A 15,181-nucleotide genomic window follows, 5' to 3' on the forward strand; every position below is an offset into this window, starting at 1 on the left:
CATGTCCAGGCAGGTGGCGCTGCTGCGCGGAGTGAACGTCGGCGGCCGGAACATGGTGAGCATGGCCGAGCTCCGCAAGCTGCTGGAGGGCCTCGGCTTCGAGGACGTCAAGACGCACCTGCAGAGCGGCAACGTCGTCTACACCAGCGGGAAGAGCCCCGAGGCGGCGGCGGCCGAGATCCAGGCCGCGCTCGCCCGCGACCTCGGCGTCTCGGTGCCCGTCCTGGCCAGGACGGGCGCCGAGCTGGGCGAGATCCTCAAGGCCAACCCGCTCGGGGACGTCGCCGCCGACGACGCCCTGCACCTCGTCACGTTCCTGTCGGACAAGCCCGACGCAGGGCCGATCAAGGCGCTCGACCCCGACGCCTTCAAGCCCGACGTCTTCAAGCACGTCGGCAAGGAGATCTACGTCTGGTGCCCCGACGGGGTGCGCAACACCAAGCTGTCCTACTCCTTCTGGGAGAAGAAGCTCGGCGTCACCGCCACCGCCCGCAACTGGAAGACCGTCTCCAAGCTGCACGAGCTGGCCACCGCCGGTTAGCCCGCCAGCTCGCGCTTGAGCGTCTTGCCGATCGGCCCGCGCGGCAGCGACTTCGCGACCACGTACCGCGCCGGCCGCTCGGCCGGGTCCAGCCGGTCGGCGGCGAAGGCGCGCAGCTCGTCCTCGGGCACGGGCGAGCGCAGCACGACGGCCGCCGTGACGCCCCGCGGCCCCTGGACCGCGGCGGCCTCGACCACCTCGGGATGCCAGTGCAGGGCGTGCTCGACCCGCAGCGAGGAGATCCGGCGCCCGCCGGCGGTGATGACGTCGGCGGCCCGGTCGAAGAAGCGCAGCCGGCCCTCCCCGTCCAGCTCGCCCAGGTCGCCCATGTGGGTCCAGCCGTCGCGGAAGGTGCGCTCGTCGGCGGCGGCGTCGGTCAGGTACCAGCGGCGGGGGGCGGCCGAGCGCAGGCAGATCTCGCCCGCGTCGGTGACCCGCACCTCGGTGCCCGCGCTCGGGCGGCCCAGCAGCCCCTCGTCGTCCGGCGTGGGCGGCGTCTCCACCGGGCGGTGCACGAAGGCGGGGGCCGACTCCGTCGAGCCGTAGCCGATGACGATCCGCACGCCCGGCAGCGCCCGCATGAGCCGGGCCACCGTGGCCATCGGCACCGGCGCCGAGCCCAGCATGAGCGCCCGCAGGCCGGACAGGTCGTACCGCTCGTGCCAGCCGTGCGCCACCATCCGGGTCGCGGTGGACGGCGGGACGATCGCCATCGGCACCCGCAGCTTCTCCAGCATGCGGGCCACGTTCTCCGGCCCGAGGTCGGTCAGCACGTGCGTGGTCGCCGGGGCGGTCATCGCCGTCATCAGCGCGCTGTGCCCGGCGTTCGTGCCCAGCGGGACGGCGGCCAGCACCCCGTCCACGCCGGTGAACAGCTTCCCGCGGCCCTCGTGGCCGTAGGTGAGGTTCGCGACGGGGACCGCCACGGCCTTGGGACGGCCGGTCGTGCCCGAGGTGTAGAGGATCTCGGCGACGTCGTCGTCCCGGGCGCCCGCCGCGTCGCCCAGCGGGCCGGGCAGCACCTGGCTCACCCCGCACTCGGCCAGCCGGGCGCGGACCTCCTCCTCCGGCAGCGCGGGCGGCAGCCCGAGCACGGTGCCGCCGGCCAGGTGCACGGCCACCGCGGCGACCGCGTGCCCGATCCAGTCGTCGTGCCGCAGCGCCGTCCTGACCGGGGCCAGCCGGGCGGCCAGCTCCTCCGACCGGGCGGTCCAGTCGGCCACCCGCAGCTCGCGCTCGCCGTCCACGACGAGTGCCACATGATCGCCCCGACGGGCGCTGACCAGTTCTGCCGGGTTCGTCGTCATGCGGCCGATGGTAGGAAGCCGGGCGCTCCCCGGATGCTCAGTGTTGAGCAGACCCGCGGGGCGCTTTCGTGTGGGCTGGAGTCGGCATGGGTCCGCGAAGAAGTGGGACGGCTGCCAAGAACAAGGGAGGCGATGACATGAACCAAACCGGTTCGAGTACGCGCGGCCAGCTGTTCGCCACCATCGGCGCACTCCTGGCCCTGGCGCTGGCGTCGATCGACGTCTCGGTGGTGGGGGCGGCGATGCCCCGGATCGCCGCCGACCTGCACGGCCTGTCGCTGTACGCGTGGGTGGGGGTCTCCTACGCCGTCGCGGCCGCCGTCGTCGTGCCGATCGCCGGGAAGCTCGGCGACATGTTCGGCCGCAAACCGGTGCTGCTCGTCGGCCTGGCGGGCTTCCTGGTGGCGTCGTGGTTGTGCGGCGCGGCCCAGACGATGCCCCAGCTCGTCGGCGCGCGAGGGCTGGCGGGGCTGTTCGGCGGCGTGCTGATGGCCAACGTCTTCACGCTGCTCGCCGACGTCTACACGCCGGAGCGCCGCACCCAGATGCAGGGCGTCTTCTTCGGCTTCTCCGGCCTCAGCATGGTGATCGGGCCGCCGCTCGGCGGGTTCATCACCGACAACTGGAGCTGGCGCTGGGTCTTCTACGTCAACGTGCCCATCGGGCTGCTCGCGATCGGCGCCGTGCTGATCGGCGTCCCGTTCGTGCGCAGCGGCGCGAGCTGGCGCGACATCGACTTCGCCGGCGTCGTCACGCTCGTGGCCGGGCTCGTCCCGATCCTGATCGGGCTCACGCTCACCGGCGACCGGCACGCCTGGACCTCGCCCGAGGTGCTGGCCCTGCTGATCGGCGGCGCCGTGCTACTGGTGGCGTTCTACTTCGTCGAGACGCGGGTGGCCAAGAACCCGCTGGTGCCGTTCGCGCTGTTCCGGAGCAACCAGGTGTCCGTCATGGCCGTGGTGGCCTTCTTCTCCGCGTTCGCCATGATGGGCACGGCCTTCTACGTGCCGCTGCTCTACCAGGGCGTGCTCGGCGTCAGCGCGACCCACTCCGGCACGCTGCTGATCCCGATGATGCTCGGCCTGATGCTCATGGCCCCGATCGCCGGCAAGGCGATGACGGCCATGCCGCGCTACCGGCTGCTCGGCGTGTTCGCCATGGCCGCCATCGTCGCCGGGCTGCTGATCCTGTCGGCCGTCGGGCCGGACAGCGGGCAGGGCCTGCCGATCGTCGCCATGGTGCTCATCGGCGTCGGCATCGGCATCGCGTTCCCGATGGCCACGGCCGTCACGCAGAGCGCGATCCCGATGGAGCAGGTGGGCGTCGGCACCAGCCAGATCCAGTTCTGGCGGATGATCGCCGGGCCGGTCTCGCTGGCGATCCTCGGCTCGATCATGTCGTCCCGGCTCGGCGTCGCCGGTCAGGGCGGCGAGGGCGTCGCACCGGCGGTGCTCGCCGACGCGCTGGGCGACCTGTTCCTGGCCTGCGCGATCGCGGTCGGCATCGGCCTGGTGGCCAGCCTCTTCCTCAAGGAGGTGCCGCTGCGCGACATGTCGATGGGCAGGTCGAAGGCGGGCAAGGCCGACCAGAAGGCCGCGCCCAACCAGGGGCGTGCCGCCAGGGCGTGACCCCGGAGCACCGGGTGGCGGGGCCGTGCGCGGCCCCGCCATCGCCATGTCCGCACGCGCCTGCTCACAGTTGAGCAGACGGACGCGGCCACCGAGGCGAGGCTGCTGGCATGGACTCCTACCCCATCCCCAGGACGTGCCCGCTGGATCCGCCGTCCGAATACCGGGACCTGCAGGCGGGGCGGCCCATCACGCGCGTCCGGCTGGACTTCGACGGGAGCGAGGTCTGGCTGGTGACGCGGTACGAGGACGCCCGCGCCGTGCTCGGCGACGCCCGGTTCAGCTCCGACTTCGCCACCCCCGGCTTCCCGGCCCGGCTCACCTCGCAGCCGCCGGGGCCGGGCACCTTCATCAGGATGGACCCGCCCGACCACTCGCGGCTGCGCCGCCTGCTGCTGCCGGAGTTCAACCGCAGGCGGGTCGAGGCGCTGCGCCCGGCCATCCGGCGCATCACCGAGGCGCTCGTGGACGAGATGGCCGCCCAGGGCCCGCCGGCCGACCTGGTCCAGACGCTGGCCCTGCCGCTGCCCTCCCAGGTCATCACCGAGCTGCTCGGGGTGCCGTACGAGGACCGCGACTACTTCCACGAGACCACCAAGGTCATCGGCGACCGCAACGTGGAGCCCGAGCAGCGCATGAAGGTCCGCGAGGACCTGCGCCACTACCTGGAGCGGCTGGTCGCCGAGCGCGAGCAGCGGCCGGCCGACGACCTGCTCAGCCGGCTCGGCGCCCACCGCGAGGCGGCCAAGGTCAGCCGGGAGGAGGTCGTCGGCATCGCCACGCTGCTGATGGTGGCCGGCTACGAGACCATCGCCAACCAGATCGGCGTGGGCACCGTGGCGCTGCTGGAGAACCCCGAACGCCTGGCCGAGCTGCGCGAACGTCCCGAGGCGCTGCCCGCCGCCATCGAGGAGATCATCCGCCACCAGACCGTCATCGACTACGGCGCCCGCCGCGCGGCCACCGCAGACGTCGAGGTCGGCGGCAAGCTGATCAGGAAGGGCGAGGGCGTGGTCGTCGTGCTGGCCGCGGCCAACCGCGACGAGGAGGTGTGGGCCGACCCGGACCGGCTGGACTTCGGCCGCTTCGGCGACCTCGCCGACCGGCAGGAGCACCTGTCCTTCGGCTTCGGCATCCACCAGTGCATGGGCCAGCTCCTGGCCCGCGCCCAGCTGGAGATCGCCTGGTCCACGCTGTTCGCCCGGCTCCCGGGGCTGCGCCTCGCGGTGCCGCTGGAGGAGGTGCCCTTCCGCTCCGACATGTTCGTGTACGGCGTGCACGCCCTCCCGGTGACCTGGGGATGAACCGCGACCCGCGGGACCGGGTCCGCGCGCTCCTCGACCCCGGGACCGTCCGGCCGCTGCCCGGCGAGGACGACGACGACGGCTGCGGTGTGCTCGCCGCCCGCGGCTGCATCGGCGGCGGACCGGCCGTCGCCTACGCCACCGACCCCGGCCGGATGGGCGGCGCGATGGGCGCCGAGGGCTGCGCCCGCATCGTCCGGGCCATCGACCTCGGGGTCCGGGAGCGGGCGCCCGTCGTCGGCCTCTGGCACTCCGGCGGCGCCCGGCTGGGCGAGGGCGTCACCGCGCTCGACGGCGTCGGCCAGGTGTTCGCCGCGATGGTCCGGGCCTCCGGCGCCGTCCCGCAGATCTCCGTCGTGCTCGGCCCGGCCGCCGGCGGCGCGGCCTACGGACCGGCGCTCACCGACGTGGTGATCATGAGCGAGAGCGGGCGCGTCTTCGTCACCGGCCCGGACGTCGTCCGCAAGGTCACCGGCGAGGACGTCGACATGGAACGGCTCGGCGGCCCCGACCCGCACAGCAGGCGCAGCGGCCTGGCCCACCTCACCACCCCGGACGACGAGGGCGCCGTCGCCGCCGCCCGCCGGATCACCACCCTGCTCGGCGGCCAGGGCGAGCTGCGCCCCTGGGAGGCCCGCGACGACCCCGAGCTCGGCGGCCTGCTCCCCGAACGCGCCAGGCGCGCCTACGACGTGCACCCGATCGTCGCCCGGCTGCTCGACGGCCCCGGCGAGGAGCTGCACCCGAAGTGGGCGCCCAACCTCGTCACCACGCTCGGCCGGCTGACCGGCAGGACCGTCGGCGTCATCGCCAACAACCCGCTGCGCAAGGGGGGCTGCCTCGACGCGGCGGCGGCCGAGAAGGCCGCGCGGTTCGTCCGCATGTGCGACTCGCTGGGCGTGCCGCTCGTCGTGCTCGTGGACGTGCCCGGCTACCTGCCCGGCGTCCGGCAGGAGTGGGACGGCGTGGTCCGGCGCGGCGCCAAGCTGCTGCACGCCTTCGCCGAGGCCGTCGTGCCCCGGGTGACGCTCGTGCTGCGCAAGTCCTACGGCGGCGCGTACGTCGCCATGAACTCCCGCGCCCTGGGCGCCTCCGCGGTCTACGCCTGGCCCACCGCCGAGGTGGCCGTCATGGGCGCCGAGGCCGCCGTGGACATCCTGCACCGCAGGAAGCTGCGCGACGGCCCGCGGGACGGGCGCGAGGAGCTGCGCCGCCGGCTCGTCGCCGAGCACGAACGCGAGGCCGGCGGCGTCGGCAAGGCCGTGGAGATCGGCGTCGTGGACGAGGTGATCGAGCCCGCCGGCACCCGGCGGCGGCTCGCCGAGGCCCTGCTCAAGGCCGTGCCGCTGCGCGGCGACCACACCAACATCCCGCTGTGAAGCCCCTGCTCACTATTGAGCAGGCAGCACGGCGGGCCCTCATTAGCGTGACGAACAAGCCGACAGACGGAGTGGAACGATGACCAACCCGAATCCCGTCATCCCGCCGGCCGAGCAGCAGACCTCGGTGCCCGCGGCGGATCTGATCAACTCGGCCACCGCCGGCGTGATCGTCGAGCGGACCGCGCAGGTCAGGAACGGCGCCCACGCCAAGGGGCGCAAGTTCGCCCGCATGATGGCCGAGATGGTGACCGCCAAGCAGGTGGGCGTCGCCAGCGTCTTCGTGTACGAGGAGACGTTCGGGACCAAGGACCGGCTGCACTGGCTGATCCACCTCAGCTCGCTGCACGCCTACGAGCAGATGGTGCACATGGGCACCTCCGACGGCGAGTACCGCGACAACACCGCCGACAGCGGCTGGGACGAGATCTTCGTCGACGGCAGCATGACCGAGACCGTGCTGCTGCCCCAGTTCTGGGGCATGTACGGGACCGCGGTCGACGGCGAGCGCGAGAAGCAGTCCACGGTCTACCTGCAGCAGGGCGAGATCACCGGGCTGCCCGGCGCCCGCGAGCAGGTGCCGCAGCCCTACGAGCAGCTCGTCCACTCGGGCAACTGCGGCCTGCTGCTGCACCGGACCGCCCAGCTCGACTACGACTTCCGGTCCGAGGGGCGCACGTTCGCCCGCGAGGCCGCCGAGTCCATCAACGAGAACCTGCCCGGCGAGGCCACCGTCTTCGTCTACGAGGAGGCCTTCGGCGCGGCCGACCGCATCCACTGGCTGATCCACATGAAGTCGCTGAGCACCTACTACAAGGTCCTGGCGCTGCACGTGAAGGACGAGAAGGTGCGGGACCTGTACTTCCAGCAGCGCATCGCGCCCGAGCGCGGCGGCGGCACCTGGGCCAGGATGTTCGTGCCCGGCAGCATGCACGACACCGGCCTCACCCCGCACCACTGGGGGATGTACGCGACATGATCGGCCGCTGCCTGCACGAGATCTTCGCCGAGCGCGCCGCGAAGGCCCCCGACCGGATCGCCGTGACCTGCGGCGCCGAGGAGATCACCTACGGAGACCTGGACGCCCGCGCCGACCGGCTGGCCTGCCTGCTCCAGGCCGCGGGGACCGGCCCCGGCGCGCTGGTGGGGCTGTGCGCGGACCGCGGCATCGACCTGGTGGCGGGGCTGCTCGCGATACTCAAGGCGGGCGGCGCGTACGTGCCGATCGACCCCGGCTACCCGGCGGGGCGGATCGCGTACCTGCTGGAGGACAGCGGGGTCCGCACGGTCGTCACGACGTCAGGGGTGGCCGGCCGGCTCGGCGGCGTCCTGCCCGGCGAGGTCGTGCTCGCCGACGCCGAGCCGCCCGAGGGACGCCCCGCGGCCACGGCCCGCGACGAGGACCTGGCCTACGTCATCTACACCTCGGGCTCGACCGGCGCGCCCAAGGGGGTGCTGGTCGAGCACCGCAACGTCGTGCGCCTGCTGGAGCGGACCGAGCAGTGGTTCGGCTTCGGCGACGACGACGTCTGGACGCTCTTCCACTCCGTCAGCTTCGACTTCTCGGTGTGGGAGCTCTGGGGCGCGCTGCTGTACGGCGGCCGGCTGGTGATCGTCCCGGCGGACGTGGCCAGGTCGCCAGAGTCGCTGCGCCGGCTGCTGGTGGCGGAGGGCGTCACCGTGCTGAACCAGACGCCCTCCGCGTTCCGGCACCTGGTGGCGGCCGACGCCCGGCAGGAGGAGCCGTCGCCGTACCGGCTGCGCCGGATCGTCTTCGGCGGCGAGCGGCTGGACGTCGAGCTGCTGGCCCCGTGGATCGACCGCTACGGCGACGAGCACCCGCAGCTCGTCAACATGTACGGCATCACCGAGACCACCGTCCACGTGACCTACCGCCGCGTCCGCGCGGCCGACCTCGGCCATCCCGAGCTGAGCCCGATCGGCGTGCCCATCCCGGACCTGCGCCTCGACGTGCTCGACGAGCACGGCCGCCCGGCGACCACGGGGAACCTGCACGTCTCGGGCCCAGGGCTCGCCCGCGGCTACCTGGACCGGCCCGAGCTGACCGCCGAGCGGTTCAGGGTCGCGCCGGACGGCGGCCGCCGCTACGACTCCGGCGACGTCGTCACCCGCCTGCCCGGCGGCGAGTACGCCTACCTCGGGCGGTCCGACGACCAGATCAAGGTCCGCGGGTTCCGCCTGGAGCCCAGGGAGATCGAGCTGTGCCTGCTCGGCCATCCGGGGGTCGCCCACGCGGTGGTGGCCCACCGCGACTACGGCGAGGGCGACGTCCGGCTGCTGGCCTTCGTCGTGCCGGACGGCGATCCGGGGCCGGACCTGATCGACCAGCTCACCGAGCGGGCCGCGAGCCGGTTGCCGGCGCACGCCCGCCCGTCCACCTACCACATCGTGTCGGAGATCCCCATGACGCCGCAGGGAAAGGCGGACCGCGCCGCTCTGGCCAGGTCCGCGCAGGCATCGTCGGCCGCCAAGGTCGTGCAGCGCATCGCCGAGGACGTGCTCGAACGCGACGAGGTGCCACCCCGGGTGGACCTGTTCGACCTGGGCGCGACCTCGCTGGCGATGACCCGCATCATCGCCCAGGTGAACGAGCGCTTCGGGCTGGAGCTGACGGGACGCGAGCTGGAGGAGGAGGCGTCGGTCGCCGCCCTGGCCTCCTGCGTCGAGGAACGACTGACCGTGAGGGGATAGACCATGCACGAGACCACCGTCCGGGGCGAGCACTCGATGACCCCCGAGGAGCTGAAGAGCTTCCACACCCAGGGCTACTTCGGCCCGTTCAAGGTCTACGAGATCGACGAGATGCGCCAGAACTGGCGACGCGAGCGCATGCGTCTCATGGACCGCAGCAACGCCGTCTACCGCGACGACGCCGCCTCGGGCAACACCAACATCTCCAACTACGACCGGCACCTGGACTCGCCCTTCCTGGCCGACCACATCAGCCGGCCGCAGATCGTGGACCGCGTGGTCAGCGTGCTCGGCCCGGACGTGCTCTGCTGGCGCACCGAGTTCTTCCCCAAGTACCCCGGGGACGAGGGCACCGACTGGCACCAGGCCGACACCTTCGCCAACGCCTCCGGCAAGCCGCAGATCGTCTGGCCGCAGGCGGAGGAGTTCGGCGGCACGATCACCGTCTGGACCGCCTTCACCGAGGCGAACGAGGACACCGGGTGCCTGCAGTTCATCCCCGGCACCCACGAGACGATGTTCTACGACGAGACGAAGCGCATGCACTACGACCCCAACAAGATCAACCAGGAGGACAAGGACGGCGTCCGGCGCGGCTTCTTCGGCTACGACTACCGCGACCTGCAGATCGACCCCGACTGGAAGCCCGACGAGTCGCAGGCCGTCTCCATGGTGATGAGGCCGGGCGAGGCCATCCTGTTCTGGTCGACGCTCATGCACGCCTCGCTGCCGCACAAGGGCCTGACCGACGAGATGCGCCTGGGGTTCGCCGCCCGGTACGTCCCGACCAAGGTGGACGTCTACCCGGACACCGACGAGATCGAGGAGTACGGCGGCCGGGTCAGCCTCGACCGGTACGGCGCCGTCCTGGTCACCGGGCAGAACACCAACCCGCACAACCGGATCGCCACGGCCACCACCACCGGCCACCCCTTCACCACCCGATGAGGCCCGCCGTGACCTCGCGAAGCCCGCGGCGCGCGGCGACCCGCGCGCCCTCTGACGATCCACGGAATGCGGTGATCATCTCGTGGCCGCCGAACTGAGACGTCTGACCCGGGCCGTGCAGGACGCGCGGCCGCTGGTGGACGTCCTGCGGCATCCGGTGCGCCTGGCCGGCCCGCCCGGCCTCGCCTCCCTCCTGGGCCGTGTGACCCGACGGCTGGGCGCACCGGAGTTCGCCCTGACCGACCACGACTCGCTCGACACCTTCGAACGCCTGGTCAGCGACCATCTCGCGCTCCATGACGGCATGGGCGAGGACCTGCCGCCGGCCGCCGTCGACGAGGTCGTGGACGGCGCGGCCCGGGACGGCTTCGAGGGGTTGTGCACGCGCGAGGAGGTCGTGCCGGCGGATGGCGGCCCGCCGCTGCCCGCCTACGCGGCCGGCGACCCGCAGGCCCCGGCCGTCGTGATCGTGGCCGCCTGCGGCATGCCGGCCCGCCTGTGCGAGCAGTGGATGCGGTTCCTGTCCCGCACCCATCACGTCCTCACCTGGGAGACCCGCGCGTTGTTCGTGCCGGACCGCTCGGCGGAGCCGGACGCGGGGGTGCCGGCGCAGGCCGGTGACCTCTTCGCGGTCATGGACCATTTCGGCGTCCGGCGGGCGCACCTGATGTGCCTGTGCGGCGGGGCCGTCATCGGCCTGGCCGCCGCGCACCTCGATCCCGGTCGCGTCGGTTCGCTCAGCCTGTGGCACGGCGACTTCGCCGCCGTGAAGGGCGCCGACCGGACCCACCACCAGCAGAACCTGGTGGGGCTCATGGAGATGGCCGCGGCCGGCCCCGACCGGGCCGCCGCCATCCATCCCGTGCTCTGCCAGACGATGCTCTCCTCGGTGCCGCCCGACCTGGCGCACCTGGTGGTCTACCCGTACGCGACGCCCGAGCTGCTGCACCGCTACTGCCGCCTGAACGGCGAGATCATGACGACGGACGTGAGCCCCTGGCTGGCCGGGATCGACCGGCCCGTCCTGGTGGTCTCCAGTCACGACGACGAGACCGCCCACCCGGCGGGCTCGAAGGCGGTGGCGGCGGCGCTGCCGGACGCCGTCCTGCATCTGCGGGCGCACGGCGACCACATCTCGCTGTTCAAAGGTGACCCGGAGTTGATGGATATGGCCCGGGACTTTATTGACTCCGCAGCCGCCCGATAACAGCCGAAATCCGCTTCCAGGTAATTCTCCGGACATATCAGAGAATTATGGGGCGCCTTGTTAATCAGTCGATTGATGGGTAGGGGCAACGACGACATGAAATGAATTCCGAGGGGCGGGGTAAATGAAGTCATCGGACGCTGCGCAACTGAGAGCCGGGCTCCGCTCCTTCATCTCGCAGGAAACGTCGGGCGCCTGCTCGATCCGGGTGCCGAGACGCACCAACATCTACAACTGCGGCCAGCGCGACAGCAACATCTACGTGATCGAGAGCGGTCAGGTCAAGACCCAGATGTACGCGCGCTGCGGCAAGGAATGCCTGCTCTCGATCTTCACCGCCGGCGACATCTTCGGCGAGTCCTCCCTGCTCGGGGCCGAGCGCAGCGAGACGGCCACCGCCATGCGGACCACCTGGGTGCGCCGCATCCCGGCCGCCCGATTCCGCGCCGCCATGGCCGAGAACGAACTCATGGACGGATTCATCGACTATCTCGCGCTACGCCTGCGGGAACAGCAGGAAGTGATCGCGACAATGGTCACGATGGACAGCGAGCAGCGTCTGGCCTCCGTTCTGCTGCGCTTATCCAGAAAGATCGGTAAGCGCCGTGCCCCGAATGTGCGGGCCATCGAGGAACGCATCACCCAGGAAGAACTCTCCGGCATGGTCGGCACCACCCGGTCGCGCGTCGGATTCTTCCTCAAACGATTCAAGGACGCCGGCCTGGTCCTGCCCACCTCGGACCCGTACCTGGTCGTGGACGAGGAACGCCTGGCCGAGTACGTCGACGAGGTCAACTGACGACCGGCGGGGTCAACTGACGGCCGACGAGGTCAACTGACGGCCGACGAGGTCGGCTGACGGCCGGCGAGCCGCCCCCGGCCCGGTCCGCGCGCGGCGGGCCGGGCCGGGCGGCGTTCAGCAGGAGACCAGCTCGAACGGCACCGCCGGACGGCCGCCGAACCGCTGACCCGCGGCGTTCACGAACCCCTCCAGCGGCACCCGGGCCCCGCCCGGCGGCACCCCCAGCGCCGACAGGTACGCCGCGTGCGCCTCGACCGAGGCCAGCGCCGCGTCCAGGTGCCCGGTCACGTCCACCGCGTGCGTCGGCCGCACGGAACCGGCGATCGCCACGTACTTGACGCCGCCCCACGGCTCGGCCCCCGCGTCGGGCAGGATCCAGCGGTTGCCCGCGTCGAGGACCGCGTCCAGCACGGCCCGGCCGGTGACGCGGTGGTCGGGGCTGTTCCACTTCCCGGTGAAGGTGAAGTCGTGGTGGTTGAAGGTGATCACCAGCTCGGGCCGGTGCCGGCGCAGCGCCGCCACCAGGTCGTGCCGGAGCCGGGGGGAGTGCTCGATCCCGCCGTCGGGATGGTCGAGGAACTCGACCGACGAGACGCCGACGATGGCGGCGCTCGCCCGCTGCTCCTCCTCCCGCACCTTGCGCGCCTGGTCCGGCGGCATCGAGTCGATGCCCGCCTCGCCGCGGGTGAGCAGGAGGTAACCGACCTGCTTGCCGGCCCCGGTCCAGGCGGCCACGGCGCCGGCGCTGCCGAACTCCATGTCGTCGGGGTGGGCCACGACGGCCAGTGCTCTCGTCCAGTCATCGGGCATGGGCTGTAAGTCGTCCGTCATGTCATTCCCCCTGACATGACGGAAGATCGCTAAACCTGATCGTCCGGCCCGTAGCGGCGGGCGATGTCCTGAGAGGATGGCCAGCGGCTGTAGGCCGGCGAGCGCGGCCAGCCGTCGGGGGAGTCCTGCCACTCCTCCTGCCGCCCGTACGGCAGCAGGTCGATCAGCGCGAAGGTGTGCGTGAGCTGCTCGGTGCCCCGGCCGTCGGTGTGCCAGGTGCGGTAAACCGCGTCGCCGTCGCGCAGGAACACGTTCACGGCGAAGCCCGCGCCGGGCGGCGCGCCGACGTCGGCCCCGAACGGGCTGCCGGCCGTCGAGTACCAGGTCATCCGGTTGCCGACCCGCCGCCGGTAGGCCAGGGCCTCCTCGATCGGGCCCTGGGTGACGACGACGAACCGGGCGTCGTAGTCGTCCAGGAACTCCAGGCGGGTGAACTGCGCGGTGAACCCCGTGCACCCCGGGCACTGCCACTCCTTGCCGGGGAACCACATGTGGTTGTAGACGATCAGCTGCCGCCTGCCTTCGAAGACGTCCGCCAGCCGGACCGGCCCGTCCTCGCCCTCCAGGACGTAGTCGGGCATGCGCACCATCGGCAGGCGACGGCGCTGGGCGGCGATGGCGTCGAGCTCACGGGTGGCGGCCTTCTCCCTGGCCCGCAGCTCGTCGAGGCGGAGCCGCCAGGTCTCGGCGTCGACGACGGGCGGTAGTGCGTTCGCGCTCATGGTCCCTCACTGTTCGGTCGCGGCCTGCGATGCACAGGGACAGACCCGCCGCGGACGCGAAACTCATCGGCGGGCCCGCATCCCGCCGAGCCCGTCCGCACGGGCCCCTGAGCACGTCCGGGCGGTAGCCTTCTACCTCGGGTAGAACCCGGCAGGAGGCGCGGATGCAACTCGGCAATCTCGAACGGTCGATCATGGAAGCCCTGTGGCGGCATCCTCAGGGCATGTTCGCCCACGACCTCGCGGCCGGCCTGCCCTCCCAGCCCGCCGTCACGACGGTGCTGACCGTGCTGATGCGCCTGGCGAACAAGGGCATGGTCGCCCGCGAGCGCGTCGGCCGGGCCCACCTCTACAAGGCCACCGCGGGCAAGGACGCCTTCGTCGCCGAAGCCATGCGCGCGGCGCTGGCGGAGGCCGGCGACGTGGTGGCGGCCGTGCAGCGGTTCGTCGGCACGGTGCCCCCCGAGGTGGCCGCGGCGCTGCGCGAGGCGCTGGAGGAGCAGGACGGACCGGCGCGGTGATCGCCTGGTTCGTCGCCGCCGGGGTGGCGCTGCCGCCGGTGACGCTGGGCGGCCGCGTCGCCCGCGCGCTGGCCGGGGCGGCCTGGTCATATCGTTGCCCGCGGGCGGCGCTGGCGCTCTGGCAGGCCATCGGGCTGGGCGCGGGCCTGGGCGCGGTCGGCCTCGGGCTGGTGGCCGCGGTCGCGCCACTGGCGGCGGTGTTCCCGCACGGCATGCACACGCTGCTGCGGCAGATCCTCAGCGGCCACGGGCTGGACGGCCTCGGCCCGCTGCACCTGCTGGCCCTGGCCTGGTCGGCGGGCCTGCTGAACTGGCTGGCCGTGCACACGGCGCGGGCCACGGCCAAGACCCTTCGCGAGCGGCGGCGGCAGCGCCTGCTGGTCGACGTGGTGGCCGACCACCATCCGGCCTACGACGCCTACGTGCTGCCGGTGGCCGTGCTGCTGGAGACGATCGCCGACGACCACGCCCGCCGCGTGCACGGAGAGCTGCCTCTGGCGCGGGCCCTGGTACGCATGGCGGCCGGTGGCGCGGCGCCGGGGGCGGCCACGTTCGCCCTGGCCGACGCCGGTGTGGTGGAACGGCTGGAGCGCCTGCTCGACGGGCGCGGCCGGCCCCGCTGGGTGTCGGCGGCGGCCTACTCGGCGGCCGTCCTGCAGCTGAGCGGGCCGCTTGCGGTGCTGATCGCGCCGCTGGTCTGCTTCGCCCTCTAGCGGCCCTGGTCCTGACATCGGCACCGCCAAGGCTTGGAGGTTCTGCGTATCCTGGGCAGCCCGCCCGGAAAGAGGTGTCCCTGTGTACGAGATCGTGGCCGCTCTCGCGCCTCCCGTCGTGGTCGGCGGAGCCTTCATCGTCGGCGTCGTCCACCTGGTGCGCGCCGAAGGGCGGGCCAAGGCCGCCGAAGCCCGGGCCGCGCGCGAGCGGGCGGCGGCCACGCCCGACCCCGGACAGCAGCCGGAGCCCCGGGCCGACGGCTGACCCCGCGCCGCTACCGGCCGGGCTCGTCGCGACCGGGCCGCGTGTGCCCGGTGTGCTCGGCGCCCGCCTCGGCCGCGTAGCGGAGCAGGTGGCGGGCGGACGCCTCCAGATCGGCGGCGGCGGTCACGCACGCCGCCAGATGGGCGGTCACCGCCGAGCGCAACCAGGCGGGCGTCCCGTCGCCCGCCTTCAGACCCGCCTCGACGGCGCGCAGCCGCTCGGCGCAGGCGGCGAGGGCGCGGGCGTCCGCGCGAAGGACTTCGGCGTGCGCGACGATCGCGGCGATCCGGGTGGGCATGGC

Annotated in this window: 16 protein-coding genes; 12 read left to right on the forward strand and 4 right to left on the reverse strand. The window is 72.7% G+C overall.

Features of this window, described 5'->3' with window-relative positions; genetic code table 11:
* The first annotated feature begins 1 nt into the window (after nucleotide 1).
* The gene (locus tag ACFYUV_RS06055) at nucleotides 2-541 is read left to right on the forward strand and encodes a DUF1697 domain-containing protein (RefSeq protein WP_387665476.1); all 540 of its coding nucleotides are present in this window, start codon (nucleotides 2-4) and stop codon (nucleotides 539-541) included.
* On the opposite strand, the gene ACFYUV_RS06060 is transcribed toward ACFYUV_RS06055, so the two are convergent.
* On the reverse strand, nucleotides 538-1,848 hold the full coding sequence (locus ACFYUV_RS06060; protein WP_387665479.1) for a class I adenylate-forming enzyme family protein: 1,311 nt from the start codon (nucleotides 1,846-1,848) through the stop codon (nucleotides 538-540). The two genes, ACFYUV_RS06055 and ACFYUV_RS06060, sit on opposite strands and share 4 nt — an antisense overlap.
* A 137-nt stretch (nucleotides 1,849-1,985) precedes the next feature.
* On the opposite strand from ACFYUV_RS06060, the gene ACFYUV_RS06065 reads away from it, so the two are divergent.
* From ACFYUV_RS06065 to ACFYUV_RS06100, 8 genes are all read left to right on the forward strand, one after another.
* A complete protein-coding gene (locus ACFYUV_RS06065; RefSeq protein ID WP_387665481.1) occupies nucleotides 1,986-3,476 on the forward strand; it encodes an MFS transporter in 1,491 nt (496 codons plus the stop codon).
* A 110-nt stretch (nucleotides 3,477-3,586) separates the two neighbouring features.
* Nucleotides 3,587-4,780 (forward strand): cytochrome P450, encoded by a 1,194-nt coding sequence (locus ACFYUV_RS06070; protein WP_358298233.1) that lies wholly within the window; start codon nucleotides 3,587-3,589, stop codon nucleotides 4,778-4,780.
* On the forward strand, nucleotides 4,777-6,159 hold the full coding sequence (locus ACFYUV_RS06075; protein WP_387665484.1) for an acyl-CoA carboxylase subunit beta: 1,383 nt from the start codon (nucleotides 4,777-4,779) through the stop codon (nucleotides 6,157-6,159). Before ACFYUV_RS06070 ends, ACFYUV_RS06075 begins: the two co-directional genes overlap by 4 nt.
* Before the next feature lie 79 nt (nucleotides 6,160-6,238).
* Nucleotides 6,239-7,138 carry a DUF6039 family protein gene (locus tag ACFYUV_RS06080; RefSeq protein WP_387665487.1) on the forward strand — a complete coding sequence of 300 codons (900 nt, stop codon included), beginning with the start codon at nucleotides 6,239-6,241 and terminating at the stop codon, nucleotides 7,136-7,138.
* Nucleotides 7,135-8,871: an amino acid adenylation domain-containing protein gene (locus ACFYUV_RS06085; RefSeq protein WP_387665490.1), complete on the forward strand. Its 1,737-nt coding sequence runs from the start codon at nucleotides 7,135-7,137 to the stop codon at nucleotides 8,869-8,871. The genes ACFYUV_RS06080 and ACFYUV_RS06085 overlap by 4 nt, the downstream gene beginning before the upstream one ends.
* 3 nt (nucleotides 8,872-8,874) lie before the next feature.
* Nucleotides 8,875-9,819 (forward strand): chlorinating enzyme, encoded by a 945-nt coding sequence (locus tag ACFYUV_RS06090; protein ID WP_387665492.1) that lies wholly within the window; start codon nucleotides 8,875-8,877, stop codon nucleotides 9,817-9,819.
* Nucleotides 9,820-9,901: 82 nt separating this feature from the next.
* Nucleotides 9,902-11,026 (forward strand): alpha/beta fold hydrolase, encoded by a 1,125-nt coding sequence (locus tag ACFYUV_RS06095; RefSeq protein WP_387665495.1) that lies wholly within the window; start codon nucleotides 9,902-9,904, stop codon nucleotides 11,024-11,026.
* Nucleotides 11,027-11,150: 124 nt separating this feature from the next.
* Nucleotides 11,151-11,825: a Crp/Fnr family transcriptional regulator gene (locus tag ACFYUV_RS06100; protein ID WP_358298221.1), complete on the forward strand. Its 675-nt coding sequence runs from the start codon at nucleotides 11,151-11,153 to the stop codon at nucleotides 11,823-11,825.
* Nucleotides 11,826-11,942: 117 nt separating this feature from the next.
* Here ACFYUV_RS06100 and ACFYUV_RS06105 read toward each other — a convergent pair whose 3' ends face one another.
* Together ACFYUV_RS06105 and ACFYUV_RS06110 are read right to left on the reverse strand one after the other, a co-directional pair.
* Nucleotides 11,943-12,659: a PIG-L deacetylase family protein gene (locus ACFYUV_RS06105; RefSeq protein WP_387665498.1), complete on the reverse strand. Its 717-nt coding sequence runs from the start codon at nucleotides 12,657-12,659 to the stop codon at nucleotides 11,943-11,945.
* A 29-nt stretch (nucleotides 12,660-12,688) separates the two neighbouring features.
* Complete coding sequence (locus ACFYUV_RS06110; RefSeq protein WP_387665500.1) at nucleotides 12,689-13,381, reverse strand: DUF899 domain-containing protein; 693 nt, start codon at nucleotides 13,379-13,381, stop codon at nucleotides 12,689-12,691.
* A 164-nt stretch (nucleotides 13,382-13,545) separates the two neighbouring features.
* Between ACFYUV_RS06110 and ACFYUV_RS06115 the strand changes: the two genes are divergently transcribed.
* From ACFYUV_RS06115 to ACFYUV_RS06125, 3 genes are all read left to right on the forward strand, one after another.
* Entirely contained in the window at nucleotides 13,546-13,902 is a 357-nt protein-coding gene (locus tag ACFYUV_RS06115; RefSeq protein WP_387665503.1) for a BlaI/MecI/CopY family transcriptional regulator, read from the forward strand.
* Nucleotides 13,899-14,615: a hypothetical protein gene (locus ACFYUV_RS06120; protein WP_387665505.1), complete on the forward strand. Its 717-nt coding sequence runs from the start codon at nucleotides 13,899-13,901 to the stop codon at nucleotides 14,613-14,615. Before ACFYUV_RS06115 ends, ACFYUV_RS06120 begins: the two co-directional genes overlap by 4 nt.
* Before the next feature lie 82 nt (nucleotides 14,616-14,697).
* On the forward strand, nucleotides 14,698-14,880 hold the full coding sequence (locus tag ACFYUV_RS06125; protein ID WP_387665508.1) for a hypothetical protein: 183 nt from the start codon (nucleotides 14,698-14,700) through the stop codon (nucleotides 14,878-14,880).
* A 10-nt stretch (nucleotides 14,881-14,890) separates the two neighbouring features.
* Here ACFYUV_RS06125 and ACFYUV_RS06130 read toward each other — a convergent pair whose 3' ends face one another.
* Nucleotides 14,891-15,178, reverse strand: a complete 288-nt coding sequence (locus tag ACFYUV_RS06130) for a hypothetical protein (protein WP_387665510.1) — start codon at nucleotides 15,176-15,178, stop codon at nucleotides 14,891-14,893.
* Between the last annotated feature and the right edge of the window lie 3 nt (nucleotides 15,179-15,181).

The organism is Nonomuraea sp. NPDC003560 (assembly GCF_042878785.1).
GTDB lineage: Bacteria > Actinomycetota > Actinomycetes > Streptosporangiales > Streptosporangiaceae > Nonomuraea.